At 47.1% G+C, this 21,004-nt stretch carries 17 protein-coding genes and 3 pseudogenes; 1 reads left to right on the top strand and 19 read right to left on the bottom strand.

Annotation, left to right across the window (positions count from 1 at the left end):
• The 10 genes and pseudogenes from GOM71_RS23095 to GOM71_RS23050 all read right to left on the bottom strand — a co-directional run.
• Positions 1 to 278: pseudogene (locus tag GOM71_RS23095) on the bottom strand (IS1182 family transposase); the annotation flags it as partial.
• A gap of 304 nt (positions 279 to 582) precedes the next feature.
• Positions 583 to 1,287: an ABC transporter ATP-binding protein gene (locus tag GOM71_RS23090; protein ID WP_156285451.1), complete on the bottom strand. Its 705-nt coding sequence runs from the start codon at positions 1,285 to 1,287 to the stop codon at positions 583 to 585.
• Entirely contained in the window at positions 1,284 to 2,939 is a 1,656-nt protein-coding gene (locus tag GOM71_RS23085) for an ABC transporter permease (RefSeq protein WP_173275969.1), read from the bottom strand. Before GOM71_RS23085 ends, GOM71_RS23090 begins: the two co-directional genes overlap by 4 nt.
• Positions 2,939 to 4,057, bottom strand: a complete 1,119-nt coding sequence (locus tag GOM71_RS23080) for a Fe(3+) ABC transporter substrate-binding protein (RefSeq protein WP_156285446.1) — start codon at positions 4,055 to 4,057, stop codon at positions 2,939 to 2,941. Before GOM71_RS23080 ends, GOM71_RS23085 begins: the two co-directional genes overlap by 1 nt.
• Positions 4,058 to 4,169: 112 nt before the next feature.
• The gene (locus tag GOM71_RS23075) at positions 4,170 to 5,579 is read right to left on the bottom strand and encodes a HAMP domain-containing sensor histidine kinase (RefSeq protein ID WP_156285444.1); all 1,410 of its coding nucleotides are present in this window, start codon (positions 5,577 to 5,579) and stop codon (positions 4,170 to 4,172) included.
• Positions 5,576 to 6,253, bottom strand: coding sequence for a response regulator transcription factor (locus GOM71_RS23070; RefSeq protein WP_156285442.1), 678 nt, complete (start codon positions 6,251 to 6,253; stop codon positions 5,576 to 5,578). The genes GOM71_RS23075 and GOM71_RS23070 overlap by 4 nt, the downstream gene beginning before the upstream one ends.
• A gap of 139 nt (positions 6,254 to 6,392) precedes the next feature.
• On the bottom strand, positions 6,393 to 7,697 hold the full coding sequence (locus GOM71_RS23065) for an MFS transporter (RefSeq protein WP_253945002.1): 1,305 nt from the start codon (positions 7,695 to 7,697) through the stop codon (positions 6,393 to 6,395).
• 21 nt (positions 7,698 to 7,718) lie between these two features.
• Positions 7,719 to 8,387: an ArsR/SmtB family transcription factor gene (locus tag GOM71_RS23060; protein WP_156285440.1), complete on the bottom strand. Its 669-nt coding sequence runs from the start codon at positions 8,385 to 8,387 to the stop codon at positions 7,719 to 7,721.
• A 119-nt stretch (positions 8,388 to 8,506) separates the two neighbouring features.
• Positions 8,507 to 9,286 (bottom strand): alpha/beta fold hydrolase, encoded by a 780-nt coding sequence (locus GOM71_RS23055; protein ID WP_367649763.1) that lies wholly within the window; start codon positions 9,284 to 9,286, stop codon positions 8,507 to 8,509.
• Positions 9,287 to 9,642: 356 nt separating this feature from the next.
• Positions 9,643 to 10,770 (bottom strand): NAD(P)/FAD-dependent oxidoreductase, encoded by a 1,128-nt coding sequence (locus GOM71_RS23050; protein ID WP_253945001.1) that lies wholly within the window; start codon positions 10,768 to 10,770, stop codon positions 9,643 to 9,645.
• Between the two features lie 186 nt (positions 10,771 to 10,956).
• Between GOM71_RS23050 and GOM71_RS23045 the strand changes: the two genes are divergently transcribed.
• Positions 10,957 to 12,057, top strand: a complete 1,101-nt coding sequence (locus GOM71_RS23045; RefSeq protein ID WP_156285438.1) for a hypothetical protein — start codon at positions 10,957 to 10,959, stop codon at positions 12,055 to 12,057.
• Positions 12,058 to 12,135: 78 nt separating this feature from the next.
• Here the strand turns inward: GOM71_RS23045 and GOM71_RS23040 are convergent, their stop codons facing one another.
• The 9 genes and pseudogenes from GOM71_RS23040 to GOM71_RS23000 form a co-directional block, all read right to left on the bottom strand.
• A complete protein-coding gene (locus GOM71_RS23040) occupies positions 12,136 to 13,362 on the bottom strand; it encodes a winged helix-turn-helix domain-containing protein (protein ID WP_367649762.1) in 1,227 nt (408 codons plus the stop codon).
• Between the two features lie 2 nt (positions 13,363 to 13,364).
• Positions 13,365 to 13,709 carry a hypothetical protein gene (locus GOM71_RS23035; RefSeq protein WP_216651807.1) on the bottom strand — a complete coding sequence of 115 codons (345 nt, stop codon included), beginning with the start codon at positions 13,707 to 13,709 and terminating at the stop codon, positions 13,365 to 13,367.
• A gap of 218 nt (positions 13,710 to 13,927) precedes the next feature.
• On the bottom strand, positions 13,928 to 14,905 hold the full coding sequence (locus tag GOM71_RS23030) for an alpha-ketoacid dehydrogenase subunit beta (RefSeq protein ID WP_156285434.1): 978 nt from the start codon (positions 14,903 to 14,905) through the stop codon (positions 13,928 to 13,930).
• A 348-nt stretch (positions 14,906 to 15,253) separates the two neighbouring features.
• Positions 15,254 to 15,548, bottom strand: a pseudogene (locus GOM71_RS23025) (dihydroxy-acid dehydratase); the annotation flags it as partial.
• Positions 15,549 to 15,559: 11 nt separating this feature from the next.
• Positions 15,560 to 16,131 (bottom strand): annotated as a pseudogene (locus GOM71_RS23020) (MDR/zinc-dependent alcohol dehydrogenase-like family protein); the annotation flags it as partial.
• A gap of 9 nt (positions 16,132 to 16,140) precedes the next feature.
• Positions 16,141 to 16,548, bottom strand: a complete 408-nt coding sequence (psiE, locus tag GOM71_RS23015) for a phosphate-starvation-inducible protein PsiE (protein WP_156285432.1) — start codon at positions 16,546 to 16,548, stop codon at positions 16,141 to 16,143.
• A 282-nt stretch (positions 16,549 to 16,830) separates the two neighbouring features.
• Positions 16,831 to 18,669, bottom strand: a complete 1,839-nt coding sequence (locus tag GOM71_RS23010; protein WP_156285430.1) for an ABC transporter ATP-binding protein — start codon at positions 18,667 to 18,669, stop codon at positions 16,831 to 16,833.
• Complete coding sequence (locus GOM71_RS23005; RefSeq protein ID WP_156285426.1) at positions 18,653 to 20,407, bottom strand: ABC transporter ATP-binding protein; 1,755 nt, start codon at positions 20,405 to 20,407, stop codon at positions 18,653 to 18,655. The genes GOM71_RS23010 and GOM71_RS23005 overlap by 17 nt, the downstream gene beginning before the upstream one ends.
• Positions 20,404 to 20,763 carry a hypothetical protein gene (locus GOM71_RS23000; RefSeq protein ID WP_156285422.1) on the bottom strand — a complete coding sequence of 120 codons (360 nt, stop codon included), beginning with the start codon at positions 20,761 to 20,763 and terminating at the stop codon, positions 20,404 to 20,406. The genes GOM71_RS23005 and GOM71_RS23000 overlap by 4 nt, the downstream gene beginning before the upstream one ends.
• Positions 20,764 to 21,004 lie beyond the last annotated feature (241 nt).

Raw genomic sequence — 21,004 nt, 5'->3', positions numbered from 1 at the left:
AGCTGACCATTGCGCATGTGGTCTTCCTTCATGCGCATAAATGTGGCGTCGGTGTCGGTTTTGCTAAAGCTGTTGCGGCTTCCGAGCGTCGCTTGTTGATCTTCATATTTCTGCAACCGTGGGAGAACGTCTTTCCGCACTAGGCGAACAGCTTTCTTCAGTTGCTTGTCTTTCGGCTTTTCTTGAAGCTTGTTTTCAAGCTGCTGAACAGCCTGCTCCAACTTCTCACTTGTGATAGCAGAAGCCTCTCCGAGCTCCGGGAGGTCCATGTTATTCAATTCTTGATCTATCCATGGTATATTCTTTATACATAAGAAGCCTCTCTTTACTTAGAATGAGTGGGTGGTACCTCCATTTTAACAAGGGTTGGCTTCTTTTTGTTTGAGCAATTTATGAACAGGTTAAGGGTAAACGGAGCATTTAAATGATTCTGGAGAAGCGTCAGCGTTCGTTTTTGTGAAGGGATCCCAACCTTACCTCGTTGATTCAAAGGAATCCCTGAGCAATGGCGATCGGAAGAACATTTAAATGTGCAGTTTGCTGTTTAACCCAGATAAAAAAAGGGGTATCCCATCGTCATTTTCATGACTTATGGGACAGCCCCTCTCTTTCCAACTGTTCAACTGAATCGGTAGTCGGAGAAGCGGACATCCGCACGACTCGGTCGCAAATGGATTGCGCATCTTCACTGTCATGCGTGACGAGTATCGAAGTCATATTGGCTTTTCGCAGCAGCTCTTTCAACTGTTGCCGAATCTCGCCCTTCAAATCGGCATCCAAGCTGCTGAAAGGCTCATCCATAAGAAGCATATCCGGTTGCGGCGCTAGAGCCCGCGCGAAAGCGGCTCGCTGCTGCTGGCCTCCGCTCAGTTCATGCGGATAACGTTTGCGGAAGGCGTCAAGTTGGACAAGCTCCAGCATATCATCCAATCGTATACGGCGTGCTCTGCTTGATAATCGATGCAGACCGAACAATACGTTCTGCTCTACCGTCATATGCGGGAACAACGCATAATCTTGAAATACCATTCCGATGCCGCGTTTCTCAGGCAGAACAAAACGTTTCTCATCGACCATCGTTCGTCCATTTATCGCAATCCGGCCTTCAGAAGGAGCTGCTAATCCGGCGATCAGTCGGAGCAGCGTACTTTTCCCGCAGCCGCTTGGGCCTAAGAGACCCACGGTCTCCCCTTTGCGAAGCGTTAGATCAAACCGGCTGATCGTATCGGAGCCTGGTGCATAAGAGAATGATATACCGCGTAATTCAACGAAACTTTCTGTTTTCATGCAGACTGACTCTCCCCTATTTTGTGATAGATGAATACCGATACAACCCCGATCGCAACAAGAATTAGCGCCGGAACCGAAGCCTGGTGAATTTGCTCATCGCTGGCATATTGATAGGCCTTGGTCGCCAACGTATCGAAATTGAATGGTCGTAACAGCAGCGTAAGCGGAAGCTCTTTAACGATTTCCATAAAAGCCAGCAAAAATCCGGTAAGCACTGCCCCTTTAATCATCGGCAAATCAACGGTAAAAAAAGTTCGAGTCATTCCGCGGCCTAGCATCCGTGATGCTTCAGCATGACGAATCCCTCGTTTTTCAAAGCCCGTTTCAACAGCATTAAATCCGACGGCAGCAAATCGGACAATGTATGCAAAGACAAGCATGACAAGCGACATGGTCAGCACCAGCTTGCCTTCAGCAAACCCTAGCGCAATGTAAACGGAAGCAAGTTTCTCGTCTAGCCATATAAATACGGCTAGCACGCCGATCGACAAAACCGCGCCTGGCACGGAATAGCCCATGCCGATCACTTTGGTCATAGCGAGCGATACAACAGATCGGTCCAATCGGCTTGCATTGGCCGCAATACATGCAAATGTCAAAAGCAGCAACACGGCAAGCGTCGAAATGGATACCGTGTTTCGAATTAATACCCAGAAGGCAGCATTAAAAACATCGTCGTAAGTCCAGCTTGCCCATACGAGCAGTTGCGTAATAGGAACAACAAACGATAGTAAACTTACGATCATACAAATTATAAACGCCGCCCACGCGCCAGCCCCTGTCAGCTTTCGCCGTTGCAGAGGAGCAGAACGGCCAGTTTGGGAGCTGTACCTTTTTCTTCTACGGAGCAGCCTCTCCGTAACAAACAACAAAACCATTATACTCATGAGCATCGCTGCCAGCCTGTTAGCCGAATCGATGTCATTCATGCCAAACCATGTTTTAAAAATTGCGGCCGTAAAGGATTCAATGCCAAAGTGCTTCGTTAATCCAAAATCATTCAGCACTTCGAACGCAACAAGACTGGCGCCTCCAACAATAGCAAACTGCGAGAGCGGCAATATGACTCGAAAAAAGATCGATACCGGACCTTTCCCAAGCAGTCTCGCATTTTCAATAAATGCAGCGCTTTGACGTTCCAAGAATGATTTAGTAACCAAATAAACGTAAGGAAACAAAAACAGAGTAAATATAAAAATAGCGCCCTTCATGGACAAAATGTCAAAATAGCGTTGATCAATCTTCATGCCTAGCGTATTGCGGATAAACAGCTGCACGCTTCCTGTATAGCTAAACATGCTGCCGTACGTATATGCGGCGATATAAGGAGGAACGGAAAGCGGCAGAGCTAGTCCCCATGCGAAAAATCGTCTTAACGGAAAATCGTAAGCCGCTACGAGCCATGCCAGCACCGACCCGATCAATACCGTAAAGAACACGGTAAAAGTAACGAGTATCAGCGATTGCTTTGCGTAATCCGCTAGAAGGTAGGTTGTAATGTGGGCCCAATTCTCATTCGGCTTCCGAAATAATCCGGCCAAAATGTAAAGAGACGGAAAAAGGGCCGCTATGGCCCCGATTCCGCTAATTACATTCCAACCATTCAGCTTTCGCTTTGTTTCGCGAAGCATGACGGAGGGTTTCAGCATTATTTCCAACCTACTTTGTTCATCAGTTCGGTCGCTTTTTTGTTATGCTCGCCAAGCTTAGCAAAATCGATAGTTTGCGTTTTGAAATCGCCCCATTGCTTCAGCAATTCCGGCTTTTCCGCTGCCGCATTTACCGGGAACTCGAAGCTGCCGTTTGTCAGCATCGTTTGCCCTTCCGTACTCGTAATAAACTCGATCAGTTTTAATGCGTTGTCTTTATTTTTAGCATGAGCCGTCAAGCCGATGCCGCTAATGTTCACATGGGCGCCTGTCGTATCCTGGTTCGGGAAAAACACGCCGATTTGCTCGGCTACTTTTACTTCTTCGGCATCTTTGGAAACGAGCATTTGACCTACATAGTAGGTGTTCATGATCGCCACGTCACCAACACCGGCTGCGATAGCTTTTGCTTGGTCACGATCTCCGCCATCCGGATCGCGAGATAAGTTCGTTACGACACCCTTTGCCCATTCTTCCGCTTTTTGCTCGCCATTCAACTCGATGAAGGAAGCTAGAAGCGATTGGTTGTACAGACTGGAGGAAGAACGCACCAACAGCTTGCCTTTCCATTTTTCGCTCGTCAAATCTTCGTAAGTCGTCAATTGATCGGGAGTTACGCGATCCTTCGCATAAACGATAACGCGCGCGCGAGTTGCCATACCTACCCAGTAATTTTCTTTGTCACGCAGCTCTGCTGGCACATTATTGATAATTGCATCCGATTGCACCGGTTGAAGAACGGCATTTTCCTTCGCATAGTTTAACACGCCGCCATCTACCGTTATGAACAAATCAGCTTCGGAACCCTCGCCTTCCCGTTTCAAGCGTTCAACTAACTCCTCCGCCGTTCCCTTTACTTCATTGACTTTAATGCCTGTTTTCTTCGTGAACGCATCGAATAATTGGCTGTCGATATCATAATGTCTTGCAGTATAGACATTAACGACTTGATTATTATCGCCGGCATTGCCCGCTCCTGATTTCTTATTGCCGTCAGCCGCTTCCGTTGTCGGCTTGCTTTCATTGCCTCCTGCCGCATTGTTCGCACCGCAACCGGACACAACTAAAGCGATTGCCATCAACAGGATTGAAACTGCTATAGCGTATTGCTTTCTCATTTTGCAGCTACCTCTCATTTCACTTTGATTTGATAATGAATCTCATTACCAGTTCATTGTAGCGAATAAAAATGAGAAAACGCTGTGAAAAATAAAAGATTTTATCCGCCTATTAACGGATAGGCATATGGAACACGATTGTCGTGCCTTTTCCCTCTTCACTTTTAATCTCAATTTTCCCGCTATATCGTTCTATGATTCGCTTCGCAATAGATAAACCTAGCCCAAAACCGTTTTCTCCACCGCTTCTTGCTTTATCTGCCCGAAAAAAACGATCCAAAACGTACGGCATCTCTTTAGCCGGGATGCCGGTTCCGCGATCAGCGACCGCTATCGTCGCATATTTCTCCGCTGCATTCACGTTGCAGTTTATCCTCACTTCCCGGCTCTCTTTAGAATATTTGACCGCGTTGTCCAGCGCAATTAATAGGATTTGCTCTAAATGATCCTCCGCAATCGTCAATTGCACATTCGACACCTTTGCTACGTCTGCCGCAAATTGAAAATCGGGATGAAGCATTGACATGTTTCGAATTGAAGTCTGTACGATATCGGCAGCATTAGCAGCTAAAGGCTCGTACTCGGGGACCGTTAATTGCTCAGCCCTCATAAGCAACAGCAGCTCCTCAACGAGTCTTCGCAGTCGACCAAGTTCATGGATAGAAATTTGCAGCGACTCATCAAGCACTTTCGGATCGTCCTTTCCCCACCGGCTCAGCATGATCAAATGTCCTTCCAGTATGGCTACAGGCGTCCTAAGCTCATGGGATGCGTCCTCCACAAACTGTCTCTGTTGCTTGAATGTGTGTTCAACTTGCTCCATCATTTCGTTGAAGAGACTCATTAAATCATGCAATTCATCCGGCGGTCCGTCCAGCGGCATCCGCTCCTGCAAACCGTTCTGCTTTACATTGCGAATCGTCTCATTCATCGCTTTCAGCGGCGACAACATCCTGCGGGAAAGCAGCCAACCGCCAAAGCCGCTGAGTACAACTGCGCTGGCAAGACATATGAGCATGACACGCGCAAAAGCGTCAATTAAACGGCTGAATTCATCCATGCTGCTTACAATTTCTACAGTTCCATTATAGTCAAAAATAGTAAGCGGGCTCCGGTAAACGAGCATATTATCAATCACAAATCGGGCGGACTGTTCCTTTCGTAAATCAGTTTCATGACTCGAAAGCCACTCGCCAGGGAAATCGTCTTTAACCGTAATAATTGCTCTGCCTTCACCATCAAGAATGCGGATCATCTGTTCACGATCATTCACTCTTGCTAGATAGTTGGAAATTGCGGCAATCTCGGAGTCAGCAAATGTATGTTCCTTTTCCAGCAAATAGTTTAAAATTTCCCGCATATCCGCTTTGGCATTCGATTCCTGCTCCTTCACCATCCAGCGATCGACAAATGCAAACTGAATTGCATTGTAACCAGCCATTAATAAAAGCAGCAATAGTGCGGAGGAAAGAGTCAGCTTCCACTTGATTGGCAATTTAGAGATATTCCATCTGCGGTTCATTTGCGAATCACATATCCGACGCCGCGAACCGTTTCGATCATGCTCGGCTGATCCGGGCTGTCAATTTTATTACGCAGGTATCTCACATATACATCGACTACATTTTTATCTACGGCTGCATCATAGCCCCATACTTTGTCCAGCAGTTCATCGCGAGACAATACACGGTTTGTGAACTTCAACAGCGTTTCAAGCAAACCGTATTCCCGCTTCGTCAATTCAATTTCAACTCCGTTTTTCGTAACCATTCTCGCTTCGATATCAACGCATAAACCATTGGAAACGAGCATCGTTCGTTTAGCTGTCGAGTGCCCTTCCTGCCTGCGGAATACGACGCGAATCCGCGCGAGCAGCTCTTCGATCGCAAAAGGTTTGGCGATATAATCATCCGCGCCGCTGTCAAGTCCTGAGACTTTATCCGTTACACTGTCGCGCGCGGTAATCATAATAATCGGCATCTCTTTCGCCTCTCGAATTTGTTTGCATACCTCTATTCCGTCTATTCCGGGCAGCATCAAATCAAGTAACACGAGATCCCAGCTTTCTCGCAGCGCGAGCTCAAGCCCTGACAATCCGTTAGCTGCTATTGCTATTTGAAAAGACTCGCGCTTAAGCTCCAGCTCTATAAAGCGCGCAAAATGCTTTTCATCCTCAATTAATAAAATGCGTTTCATCCGATAGTTCCTTTCTTATCCGTTCCTGTCCACTATCATAATTGATAATTATTCTCATAGTCAATCCGAAAACTGCTGTTCTCCAACATCAAAAAGAAATGAAAAAAGAGCAGCCGCCACTGGCAAGCTGCTCTTCTCGCTATGCTTTATTTTTATTATTTGCCCAAACAACGACTGGTATTAAGAGCAAGGAGAGGAATCCGCCTATCAGCGATAAAGTCGAAAAGCTGCTGTTCGCAACAACCATGCCCGACAAAGCGCCGCCCGATGCTCCGGCTAAAGCGATCAGAACATCGATTGTGCCCTGTGTTTTTGCTCGAGTATCCGGCGTAGTCGCATCGACAATTGTAGCTGTGCCGCTAATGAGGCCAAAATTCCAGCCAAGACCAAGGAGCGCCAGCGCGGCGATAAGCATCGCCATCGAATCGCCAGGCGCAAAAGCGGCAAGTAAACCGGCCATGAGCAAAGTAACGCCTGACACGTAGGACATCGTTTTTCGGCCAAACTTGTCGGCTAGAATCCCTGTAATAAGAGATGGAAAGTACATCGCTGCAACGTGGATGCCGATCACGATGCCCACCGCACCTAAACCATGACCGTGATGCTTCATATGAACCGGGGTCATGGTCATAATACCGATCATTACAATTTGCGTTAACACCATAACCGTTGTACCGACAATTATGCCTGTTTTATTGAAGCTTGTTTTCTCAATGCCCGCTTCTGAACCGCTAATAGGTTGGCTTGCTTGAAATTCCGCAATCGCTTTCGCCACAATTAATGGATCGGGCCTAAGCGCCAGCAGCAGCACAAGACCGGCTGTACCAAACGCCGCCGCCGCTAAAATAAAAGGCCCTGCCAATGTCGGCACGTTTATCGAAGCTGCAACACGTCCCATCAAATCAACAAGATTTGGCCCTGCAACCGCGCCAAACGTTGTGAATACCATTGCCGTGCTAATCGCTTTTGCCCGATGCGTCGGCAATGCTAAATCAGTACCGGCATAACGCGTTTGCAAGTTCGTTGCAGTACCTGCGCCGTATATCAATAAAGATATAAAAAGTAATGGCACGTTGTACCAAACAGCAGACAATATAACGCCAATAGCTCCAATACCGCCGGCCAAGAAGCCTGCCGCCAGTCCGATTCGTCGGCCGAATCGTTGGGACAAGCTTCCGACGATGAGCGCAGCGAATGCTGATCCTAGCGTAAATAATGCTGTCGGAACACCGGCAAAGCTGTCCGTTCCCAGCATGTCTTGGGCAAGCAATGCCCCCACTGTAATGCCTGCAGCCAATCCTGCTCCTCCGAACATTTGCGAGAGCATAACAATTAACATCGTCTTTTTGTACAACTGCCGTTGTTTCTCAGGAGACGTGATATATGCTTGAATATAATTCGGATAATGGCGCACTGACTGCTTAATTTCAACTTGGCTTTCCAATTTGCCGCCCCCCTTACCTGTTTAATGCGTCTGCGATTGGTGCTCCTGCCATTCTTGAATACCGCTCACCAGTCGGAATGCTGAAAAGCCCTCTTGGAGCATTTGCTCTACTGCTTGTGCGGAATATATGCAATAAGGTCCGCGGCAATAAGCGGCGATCTGCACATTTTTCGGAAGCCCTTGGATATAATGATGCAGCTCCTCGATCGGCACCGAAACCGCTCCCGGAATATGTTCGGCTTCATATTCGTCGGCAGGACGAACATCAAGCAGCATTATGCTACCCTCTTCCATTTTGTGTAACACTTCTTCCAGCGACAGTGTCTGCAAGTGGTCAAAATGGTTTATAAAATCCGCTTTAATTCGAAGGACTTCTGCCAACTGCAATTCGCTAATTCGCCATAATGAAGATAAAAACACGTTGATTTCGGGACTCGTTAATGAATAAATCACAAACGTCCCCTTCTTGCTAAACTTCACAAGATTAGCATCAAGCAAAATCTGAAGATGGCGTGAGACATTTGCTACGCTCATAGCAGTAGCCTGGGCCAGCTTTTCCACCGACTTTGGCCCTTGGGACAATAAATCCAACAGCTCCAAACGTTTATCGCTGGACAAGCATTTCCCGATCCGGGCAAATTGCCGGTAAATATTGTCTTTGAAATGTCGCATTGGAAGCTCGTAATCCATTTGGCACACCCTCTATTTACTATTCAATTGATTAATTGAATTATAACGACCGCTTTATATTTACGTCAATCTAATTTTTGGAAAACAAAAAAAACCGCATCGCTGCGGTTTTTCTATCGTCAAACAAACTGCTGCACAAGCTGATTGAACTTATCGCGCTCATCATAGTACGAGCCGTGTCCGCTGTAATGGAACGGAACAAGCTGCGAGTTTTTAATTTTACGATGCATTTCTTCAGCTTGCGCAAAAGGAATCACTTTATCATGCGTGCCATGAACGATTAACGTCGGAACGTTTATTTTCGGCAAATCAGCTTCGAGGTTGAACTCGCTCAGCATCGTTATAATCGCTGCCGTTGACCATCCTGCCGCTTCCATACCCAATTGAACAAACCAATCGGAGAACCGCGGTGTAATATATTTGAAGAAGAAAATGTCCGATACGCCCTGCATCATAGCAGGACGATCATTTAACGTCTGGTTTAACAGGTTGGCGGCCGTCTCTTTCGTAAATCCAGTTGGCACAGCAGCGTCAATAAGTATGAGGCGGGAAAGCCCGTAATTGTTATATCGGGATGCGTATTTGACGGCAATTGCGCCGCCGGTAGAGTGCCCCGCTAACGCAAAATTTTTCAACTGCAGCGTTTCGACTACTGTACGGACGTCATCTGCTAACCGGTCAAGATTATAGCCATGCCAAGGTTTGTCAGAGTTTCCGAACCCTCTCCAATCGATGCCGATGCAACGGTAGCCTTTCGCTGGAAGCACATCAAATTGATATTCGAATTGCTTGTGGCTTAAAGGCCAGCCGTGCAAAAACACAATCGTCTTGCTGCCCCCGGGGTTCAGATCCTCCACGAACAGCTTTACGCCCTGCTCAACGCTAACATAATATCCCACACTTAAACCTCCGTTCATCATTGCAGCATTTATCACAGAATACTCAATGGCTGCCCAGAGGGTGAACGCCTATTTTAACTTTGCTTCCCGTCCAAAGCCGATCACATATCCGTCCGTGTCTGTCACCGAAAATTCCTTCCATGCTCCCCAATCAGGCTCAGTTACAAAGCAACCAATAACTGCTCCAATCGACTTCAGTTCATCATATAACCGGTCAAGCTCATCATGAGTGCGAAAATGCAAACGTTTTAAACAGAAACAAACAAATTGAGACACAACCTAAAGGAAATACGTTGCAAAAACAACCGCATGGAGAGCACGCTCCATGCGGTTATTAACTCGCTGCTATATATGTTCTAGCCAATCGCTTTACTAATACTATAATCGCTCAAATCGATATCTAATGACAGGCCTAGCGCAAGTTTCGCCAGCTGATTTCCGATATAGGGTCCCATAGTTAGTCCTGATGAACCTAGACCGTTTGCGGCAAAAAGCCCCTGCCAGCCAGGTATGGCGCCAATGACCGGAAGAAAATCAGCTGTAAACGGCCGAAAGCCTACTCGCACTTCCTGGAATGTACAATTTGCCAACTCGGGGGCTATCGCCAATCCTTTGCTTAAAACTTCGTGCATGCCGCCCGCTGTCATCCGCGAGTCGTAGCCAACGATATCATTCTCGTGAGTTGCTCCGATTACGATTTTCCGCTGTTCAAAAGCAAGCAAATATTGATCGGACGGCGGGATAACTACCGGCCAATCGTCCGTGTTTTGGCTCGTATCCGCTATTTGAACATGCATGATTTGCGCTTTCTGATAATTGACCTTAAATGCGATTCCGAGCGGAGCGAGCAGCGAATCCGCCCAAGCTCCCGCACATACGATCACCTTATCCGCATCGTAGCGGTTGGTTCCAACGCTCGCTCCTGTAACGCGATCAGATTCATATTCAAGCTTTGCTTCTCCATAGATAAGGGCAGCCCCATTCCTCTGTGCGGATCGAAGCAAAGCATCACGCAATGCGCGGCCGTCAACTCGAGCGGCTCCGCTTATATGTACGGCATGATATCCATTTGCGAGCAATGGGAAAAGCCCGCGCGTCTGTTGTTCATTCAGCCGTGCAATTTCGCCGATCTCAGCCGCTTCTTCTCTTCGCTTTAAGGCCCGTTCTTCCATTTTAATGATTTTATCAAGATCAGTATGTATACTTAGCGCGCCAACTCTAGCATAGCCCGTTTCCGCTTCCCCTTCGCTTTCAAGCTCACTAATCAGCTCGGGATAAAAACGCGCGCCGGCTTTCGCTAGACGGTACCACGCTTGGTTGCGCCTCTGTGACAACCAGGGGCAAATAATGCCGGCTGCAGCGCCAGTCGCTTGCCCTTCATCCTTCCGATCAATGATAACAACTTCCGCTCCCTGCTTAGCCAATTGGTATGCGGTTGAAGCTCCAGCAATTCCCGCGCCAATGACGATCGCCTTCATAGACATGTCAATCCTTCCTCGTCCCTTACGAAGTATAGATTTATTCAAAGTAACCCAATAGGTCTATTGTAACCTAAATTTCAATGAAAGTTATGACAAATCCATCATTTGAATAATCGTGTACTAAGAGGAACAACAGAAGCATATATTTTTTCGTATTAAAAATTACCAAAATAAGGAGGAATTATAAGCATGAGGCAAGTAACGATACATACGCTTAGATGCCGAGAAACAGAGGATTGGGGTGCTGACGAGTGTCGTCTGGAAATTTTCGTGGACGGCGCGCTGCAGCCTTATTTAAGAAAGTCCTTGGACAACGGGCAAAGCTGGAGCTTGAACCGGTCATTTAAGTTTAACAATAAAGTCGAAGTGAAGCTTTGGGACGAAGACAGTCCCGATCCAAACGATCATCTTGGCAGCGTTCAAATCGGCACTAATTTAGTAAATAACGCGATTGGCACCTACAAAAACTACGGCTCGAGCTACGAGCTTAATTTTAGCGTAATAAATATTCCCGATACGGTGAATCCGGTCGATGAGCAGCTCCAATCATTCGAAAAGTCAACGGCAACAGGAGTCTGGCCGAACATCGTAAAAAGCGAGCTCATTGCGGATATCAAACTGAAGATAGCCAATCCATTCAAAATCGATCAAGCCTCTACTCCTTTATGCGGGCCGGCTTCAATCTTGTTCGAGCTCGTATCGAGACATCCCGCTAAGTATGTGGCGATTTGCCGCGAATTGTTTGAAACCGGAAAGTTTACAGCAAGAACAAAAATCGTGAAACCGTCCTCGACTTTGTTGAACAGCCGTGTTCGCAGCGGAGTTTCCGTTGCCGACTGGATGCTGATGGCGACACTGCGCGATACAGAAAACGCTTTATTCCCTGTTGAAGCGAATTCGAATGATGCAGTGACCGGCCTTACAACACCTTGGGAAATGAAAGGCTGGACCTTTGAAATATTAGGCTTCTCGAATGTAGCGTACGAATCTACATACGTATACGGCGAGTTTGAAGCGATGAGAAAAGCGAAACAAATCCGCGATCAAGGCGGCGTTGCTTTCCTTATGATTCATGCTGCCATGTTAGGCAATCCCGACCCGGCAGTCGGCTATCCGAACCATTGGGTATCCTATCTGAGCAATCTTAAAATCGATGAAGGCGTCTGGTACAGCTGGGACAGCGGTCATATTAACTTTGACTGTTATTCTTGGGGCAGCAAAAAATCGGTTAATTTAGGAGAAGGCCCGTTCGAGGATTATATGTTCGGACTCGTAACCGGCGTTCAATAAAGAATTAATATCACACAAGAAGAGACGTGCCAGCTGGCATGTCTCTTCTTGTGAATAACGGAAATGTCTTTTTCGATTTCATTTATACGTAACTTGATCTGCCCCGTTCGCTTGAGCAAACGACTCGATCGCTTTCTTCACCTTGTTTAGCAATTGCGCGGTAATCCGAATCCCCGGTTCAAAATGGAGCAGTTCTACCGTCAGCAGCCTTTCTTTATTGTTTAAACGCGGGTCCATTCTGCCGATGATTCGATCTCCTGCTAGTATGGGCATTGCATAGTAGCCGTATTTCCTTTTGACCGCAGGCGTATAAATTTCCCAACGGTATTCAAAATCAAATAAATCTTCCAGTCTTTTGCGGCTCCACAATAAATTATCAAGAGGCGGCAAAAAAGTAATTTCCGACGCTTCGACTTCTGGCTCAACATTTTCCATATTCATCGCTATATCATGTTGTGCCAGCAACCGCTCGGTATCCGACGACAGCACATAATACGGATGTTTCAAGCCTTCAACGACTACTTCCGTTATGATTCCCGATTGGACATGCCGGCTGATCGCTTCGCGACGCTGTGCCGCTTTTAACTTCATCCAGCCAAATCGCCCGTCCGACGGTTCAAAGACGCGGTAGGCTCGATAATATTTCAGCAGCATTTGCTCATTTGCTTCATCGTTGCTGATCTCATCTGCGGCTGTCAGCAGTTCGGCAGGAACGCTGCGGTTCGTCAAATCAAATAGTCGTTGATTGCCTTCCCGGCCGACAATGCGAATTTGAGCAGCGTCCGTCAACAAATTAATGGCGTGCGAGGTAGCTTTCGTTTTCGCTTTGTTACTGGAGCTTTCCCAATAGCCGTGCACCCGCTGCTCAGAATCAAACGCTTTGGCTGGCAGTGCCCCCTCGTTCATCAGCTTGTCCATTACTTGCTCAGGCACAGGCTGTAAAGCGTCAATTGCCGCTTTCAAATGCTCTCGTATACTTCTGCGCGCAGGCTCAAAAATCGGGTAATTTTCCATCGGAATGACGCACGCCGCATTCGCAAAATATTCGAACACCTTGTAGCTGCGCAACAAATCATGAAGCATGCTTGGATCATAGTTCGAAATTCTAGCGGATAACGCCAAATGCTGATTAGGCCGAACAGCAGCAACGGGGTCAATCTGCAAGCATTCCAGTGTACGAATAACTTCGAGAACATGCTCTTGCCCAGTTGAATCATTGCTGCGAGGCTGCAACAGCAGCTGTTTTTCCAATAAAAACCGCCGTAATCCACGTTTTGTCGTATGAATCGTCGTCACATTTTTCACCTCTATTTAGCCTCATATACGATGCTTGCCAGCAAAGCAGCTTTTGCTTCAAACGGTATGTCCGATTGGGACATTTCAAACAATTCGAAGTTTATCGCTCCATAGGAAGAATCATTGCCGTATAAAACGACTATCGATTGATAAGGATGAATCAGTTGTTCAAGATTTAAGGGCAATTGCTCAGCAAACGGATCATCTTGCGAATATTCCGTTTGTAAATACTCGATAAAGCTCTTCCGTTCTTCCTCATGACAGATTTCATGTATCTCCATGAAATCTTCGTCAAATCGATCGAATCGACTCTTCAGATCCTCATTGTTAGAGAAGCTTGCACCCCATAAAGTCACGATATGTCTCACTAGTTTCCGCCTTCCGCGATTCGGATTAGTTGCAGCATAGCTCCAGCTCATGTTGCAATCATCATATATAAAAGCCGCCGTTCATTCGGAACGTACGGCTTCATGGTCTGCTGCTTACAATCGTATTTTCCAGAAAATGCTCGGATTTGTCAATAGAAACAGAAACATTTGTTCCCATTAATTAAATTTTATAATTATATATGCAATTAGAAATCAAGTGCTTGTTCAAGCCCCTTTATAATTCTTTCCTTCGTCGGCAGCCAGCTCTCTTCGATTTGACCGAACGGATAGACCGTATCCGGAGGCGTAATTCGCACAATTGGCGCTTCCAGACTTAAAATGGCACGCTCGTTAATTTGAGCAATTATTTCTGCTGCTACACCGGCAGTGCGCTGCGCTTCTTGAACGATAACTGACCGGTTTGTTTTTGTAACTGATTCTACAATGCATTCTACATCTAAAGGTGCAAGTGTGCGAAGATCAATAATTTCTACGGTGATGCCTCGTTTTTCCTCGATCTCCTCGCATGCCTTAATCGAAGGCTGTACCATCGCGCCATAGGTGATCAGCGTGATGTTCCGGCCTTCTTTGACAACCTTGGCTTTGCCGAGCGGAATCATATAATCCTCTTCCGGCACTTCCTCGCGATAGAGATGATACAATTTCAAATGCTCTAGAAAGATAACTGGATCATTATCTCGAATCGCCGATAATAGAAGACCTTTCGCATCGTACGGGTTGGAAGGCGCAACTACCTTTATGCCCGGTGATTGGATCATCAAGCCCTCAAGTGAATCATTATGCATCTCTGCGCCTTTGACTCCGCCGCCAAAAGGAATCCGAAACGTTATCGGAGCGTTATATTTGCCGCCTGAACGATATCTTAATCTAGCTGCTTGCACGAGAATCTGGTCCATTGCTTCAAAAATAAACCCGATAAACTGAATCTCGACGATTGGTCTGAATCCTTGGGTGCTTAAACCGACCGCCACGCCGCAAATAGCCGATTCTGCAAGAGGGGTATCAAATACTCTGTCTTCTCCAAACCTGTGCTGCAATCCTTCAGTTACGCGAAACACACCGCCGACACCGCCAACATCTTCGCCGAATATTAGAGCATTCTCTTCCGTTGCGAGCGCTATGGAGAGCGCCTGGCGAATGGCTTCTTTCATGTTCATTAGCATGAATACAGCACCACCCATCGTTATAAATATTTACCAAGTCATTATATGATACAGGTATAATATATGTCTATAACAGAGTCATAAAATAGTTATAATTTATTGATCAAAACTGATTTTATGTATCAAAAACAGAATCTATAATTTAGTATAACAGAAGTGCAACAGCAGCAATCGAGCTTCCCTTGAACCTTTCCAGGTTTATTCCATCAACCCAGCGCGGGCCCCATAGCAGGTATGTATAATCTTTGTCGAAATATGGAAAATAGAATTTAGAAGCAAAACTAAAGGGCATGAGCCCGGTACAGTACCGAACTCACGCCCTCAATGCCGCCTAATAATAGAGTGCCTAACTTTTTCTTCCGTCACATTAAACTCAATTTGCTGCGTCTTGCTGTCGATCGTCACGAGATCGCCGTTCTGGAGCAATGCGATCGGCCAGCCGACCTGTGCTTCCGGCGCAACATGCCCGATAACAAAACCGTGTGAACCGCCCGAGAATTGGCCATCCGTAAGGAGCGCGACTTCTCCGCCAAGTCCTTTGCCTACGATTAATGCGGTAACCGACAGCATCTCCGGCATTCCCTGCCCGCAATAACGGATGACAAGAACGTCCCTTATGAATTTCATTACGGATGATCGCTTCCTATCCATAGATTACAAAGTTGAAATATCGATGACGAAACGATAACGGACGTCGCTGCGGAGAACACGCTCATACGCCTCATCCACTTGATCGGCTCGAATCACTTCAATCAAAGGCGCGATTCCGTGTTCAGCAGAAAAATCGAGCATTTCCTGCGTCTCGCGAATACCGCCAACAAGTGAGCCTGCAATACTGCGGCGGCTCATAATTAACGAAAAAGCTTGATAGCGATCGGATTCTACAGGAGCGCCAACGTTTACAAGTGTACCGTCTACCCGAAGCAACGAGCATGGGCATATTGGACTGCCAAATGGCCAAGGCCGCCCATTCCGACAATCGCAACTTTTTTACCCGGGCTGGCGTTCTATTTTTTCAATGGCGAATACGTCGTAATGCCAGCACAAAGCAGCGGACTCGCGACATCAAGCGCCAAGCGGTCTGGAATCCGAACGACGAACCGTTCCTTTACAACGATTTTTTGGCTGTAACCGCCGCCGTAAGTCGGGTTACCGTCATAATCGAGAGAATTGTAGGTGCCGACAACGCCTTTCGTACAAAACTGTTCTGCCTTTTTTAAAAAAAAAGTTAAAAGTCACGTATCCCGCATCGATTTCTTCTGGGCAATATACAGCGCAATAACGAGGACAAGAATAGACAAGCTGTACGCCAGCGTTGTCCATGCCTCCTCGTGGTTAATAATAATTAATCGAAGAATGGCCGTAATGCCGATATAAATAAAAAAGCGCAGCGGAAAATGAAAGTTCGAGGAAAAATATTTGACGACGAGCGAGATGAACTCGAAATATAGAAAAAAGACTAAGATTCCTTCGGCCAAATACATATATGAAACCGTCTCGTTATCGATTAAGAGGCTGTCGAAAATAACGACAATTTCCCGCACCAGAAACAGGACGAGTATGGCCCCAAGCGCGAGCAGCATAATATTGAGCAAAAATTGCAGTACATCTGCCCATTTGCTCCCGTTATCATTTGAATTCAAGCAACTTTCACTCCTCCCCGATTGCAGTTTGTCTTATCCATATGAGCTTTTGCCGTTGAATATGCTGGCAAGCCCTAGACGTAAAAGAAGACCCGCAAGAGGCGCTTTTGAATAACAAAAGCACCCTCATACAGGTCTTCTTGTTGACAAATTTATGGTCAGGCCAGATGAAAAAAGTTAGCCAGCACGCTGCGTTTCATCTCGGCTTTCAACTGCTCAGGCTCCGAAAAAAGATCCGACACATGACACTCCTATTGATAAATGATTCATCAATTGTTAACTCTACCTTATCATAGAAACGGCAGATGACGGAAATGACTCGCCTTGCGAATGCCGATACAATTGTTCGTAAAGGCCCTTCTTCTCAACGAGCTGCGCATGTGTGCCTGCTTCTGCAATTTCGCCATGGCGGAGTACGAGGATACGGTCCGCATGCATAATGGTCGAAAGCCGGTGCGCAATAACGATGGTCGTTCTCCCAACGGATACAACTTGCAGCGCTTGCTGGATCAGCTGCTCGGTTTGCGAGTCCAAATTAGCTGTCGCTTCATCCAGAATTAATATTTTCGGACGAAAGACGATAATGCGGGCAAAGGACAACAGCTGCCGTTCACCTGCCGACAGCCCGCTGCCGCGCTCGGAAAGCATCGTATCGTATCCGTCCTTCATCCTTTTCATCAGCGCGTCTGCGCCTACAAATTCGCATGCTTGGATAACCGCCTCTCGGGATATCGTTTCATCAAACATCCGAATATTGTCGATGATGCTGCCTGCGAATAAGTATGGCTCCTGCTGTACAAGACCGACAATCCGATGGAGCTCCGCTTGCGGAATATCCCGAATATCGTTCCCGTCGATCAGAACGCTACCATCCTGTACATCATAGAAGCGGCAAAGAAGACTCATCAGCGAGCTTTTGCCTGCGCCTGTCGTTCCGACGATTCCGACCATTTCACCCGGGCGAATATGAAGATCAAGCCCGCGAAAAACCGGCAAGCTGCTGTCGTAGCCAAACGATATCCGATTGAAATCGATACGGCCTTCAATCGCGTCGCGATTCACTTGAATGGGCTGCGATGAGTCTTCAATCTCAGGCTTCGTATCAAGCACGCCGCGAATCCGATTCACCGCGACCGTAGCCGCTTGAAGCGTGTTCCATTGCTGTGTTATCGCGTTGATGGGCTGGAAAAACTGGCGAATATACGTAATAAACGCATACAATATGCCGAACTCCAACGCCTGCCCGAACACAGCTTGCCCCCCGTGCCAAACGACGAATGCGATCGTTAGGTTGCCGAGGAGATCGAATGATCGATTAAAAAGAACCATCGTCCGTATTTCGCGAAGATTGGCTTTAAAATAGGCTTCATTTCGTTCCTCGAACTGTTTGGCTTGCTCCTTCTGCTGATGAAACACTTGGATCAGATTCATGCCAGACAAATTTTCGGCTACGAATGCCACGAGACGGGACAAACGAGTACGCGCCATCTGATACGTATTTCGCATAAAGGAACGGAATCCGATCGCGATCAGCGCAATGATCGGCAATAACGCCGTGCAATACAAGGCAAGCTCCGCATCCAAATAAAACATCATGAACAGAATGGCGATGAGCGTGAGACCGTCCCTCAGAAGCGTTAGCAGCACTTGGTTGAAAAATTGATTTACCGCTTCCGTATCGCTGGACACGTGGGTAATGAGACTGCCGCTGGCCGTCTTGTCGAAGTAGGACATAGACAACTTTGTAATGTGCTTGAACAGCTGCTTTCGAATTTTTGACACGATGCTTTGTCCGACATGCTGCAGCAAATTGTTTTGCAAATACGTAAATACGAGACCGGAAATAGATAAACCGAAATAGATTGCGCAAATAATAAGAAGACTGCCGTAATCATTGTTGCCGGTCATTAAATTGTCGTCAATCGCTACCTTGACCAAATAGGGCTGAAACAGCTCGGAAGCAATAGCCGCGATTGTGCACAGCACAACTAATGCAAAACTGCCCCGATACGGCCCCATATACGATTTCATTATGCGGAATGCCGATTGATACTGGGGCTTCGGCTGTCTGCCGGCATCGCCTTTCTGATCCGTTTGCCAATTGTTAACGACCTGCCGCATAGGCGCTTCCCTCCTCTTGTATCGCATGAAGCTCTGCGTACGGACCTTGTTCCGCAAGCAAATCTGCATGCTTGCCTCGTTGAACAATTCGGCCCTCGTTCAATACGATAATGAGATCCGCATGCTTCAATGCGCTTATCCGGTGGGCGATAATTATCGTTGTTTTCCCGCATCGCTCTTGCTGGAGCGTATGAACAATCTCCGCTTCGGTTACCGCATCTACTGCGCTGACACTGTCATCGAGAACCAGCAGCGGTGCTTGTTTTATAAACGCGCGCGCCAAGCTCGTTCGCTGGCGCTGCCCTCCCGACAACGTAATGCCCCTCTCTCCCAGCTTCGTTTCGAACCGATCCGGGAAATCGATAATATTATCATAAATGCGAGCTTGCTTTGCCGCCGCCTCGACTTCTTCCTGGCCGGCATTCCTTCTGGCAAACGCTATATTTTCTCGAATCGTCGTACTGAATAGAAAACCGTCTTGCGGCACGTAAGCGATCTGGCTGCGCAAGCTCTCCAGCTTCATGTCGATGAGATTTGTATCGCCAATCCGGATTGCGCCTGCCGGAGCTTCATAGGTACGCATCAGCAATTTGGCGAGCGTTGTTTTCCCGCTTCCGGTACGACCAACGATACCAATCGTCATGCCGGGCTCGATGAGCAGGTCAATCTGTCGCAATGCAGGCGCCGCTGCGTCTGGATATGAAAAAGTCAGCTGTTGAACCGCTATCGGACTTTGCTCCAGGTCGGCAGCAACAGCCGTTTCTGCTTCAACAATATCCGGCTGCACAGCGATTAATTCATTTAGCCTTTGCAAGGATGCGCGCGATCGCTGCACAGCGTTGATGACATTGCCGATTTGCTGCAATGGGTTCATCAACATCCGGACATAGAGCGTTAATGCGACGAAATTGCCAAGTGAAATTTGGTTCGTAACCGTTAAATAACCGCCAAATGCTAACGCTATGATCAATGACAAAGAGCCAAGGAACGGAACTATAGCTTGAAAAAGCGAGGACATCCGCACGAGCGACAGCTGATTGTCTCTAATCCGATCTACAAATGAGCCGAAGCGCTGGATCATGATCGGCTCGACTGCAAATTTTTTCGTAACCCGGATGCCTGCAAACTGCTCCTCGGCCGATTCCGTCATAGCCCCAAGCGATTCCTGCACCTTCATGGAGCGCTGGCGAATGACCGGCCCGATCCGCGTCACAATCCAAGGAATCAGAAACAACGGGCCAACCGACGCGGCAATCAGATAGAGCGGAATATCGCTAAACGCCATCGCGCCGATACAAGATAATAACAGCATAGCGGCCATTGCGAGCTGGTTAATGCCCATTGAAATCGACTCTCTGACGCCGGTGACATCATTCATAAAATAACTAAGCATTTTGCCTACGCCGTTCTTCGAATAATATTGCTCGCTCAGCTCCGAGAAGTGGGAAAACAGTCTGCGCCGAGTCATAAATTCAAATAAACGGCCGACATACATAATAAGATATTGCCCATAGCCGCCGAGAAGCGCATGAACCGCTCCGATCAGCAGAAGCATTAATCCGTAGCGCGCGGCATCGTGTTGAACGATATCGCTGGTCTGCAACCGATCAGTAAAGTCTCCCAGCACCCTCGGAAAATAAGCATAAACGATGCTAGCGATCGCATGCAGCGCTATCGCTCCGAGATAGATATGCCATGTCTTGTGAAAATAGGGCTTTAATATGCCAGCAGGTTTCAAGACTGCTCACTTCCCTTGTTTTCTCCGCCTTTCCCGCTTCGCAGATCGGCAGAAATTTCGTCAGCTGTATGATCATGAAGCTGAAACATTTGAATAAACGCATCCATAATCGATTCTGTCGCTTTAAGCTCGCCGCTAATGACCGATTTTATCGCATCAAATGCGGGATCGTTTAATTGCCGTTGCAGCGTCGCTTGATTGCCTTTCAACTTTTCCAGAAAAGCGACAGCTCTGCCGCGTCGAAACGTTTGCGCGCTTTTATGATGAGGGTGGTGATGGTGATGATGCCCATGTTCTTGCAGCTCCCACTGCTCGTCTTGGTTAAGCTTGCCTTTATTCCGCAGTCCTTCGCGCATCTGCATTCCTCCTTCAACCTAACGAATACATATGTATACAATTATCTTTCGTATACAAATGTATACGAAACTTGCATGCACTGTCAAGATCAGGTTCCCCCGACATTTTAAATAAAAACCAGCTAATGGTATGTCAAGCTAAGCTTTTTGAATGGCTTAAGATTTGCTATACTAAAAAATAAGTACAACAAATAAACCTCCACGTGCATGGAAGTTTATGGAACTAATGAGTTATAAAGTG

This window comes from Paenibacillus sp. NEAU-GSW1 (genome assembly GCF_009737085.1).
In the GTDB taxonomy this organism is placed as follows: Bacteria; Bacillota; Bacilli; order Paenibacillales; family Paenibacillaceae; genus Pristimantibacillus.
The sequence above is the reverse complement of the archived record's forward strand: the minus strand, read 5'-3'. Positions and strand labels throughout refer to the sequence as shown.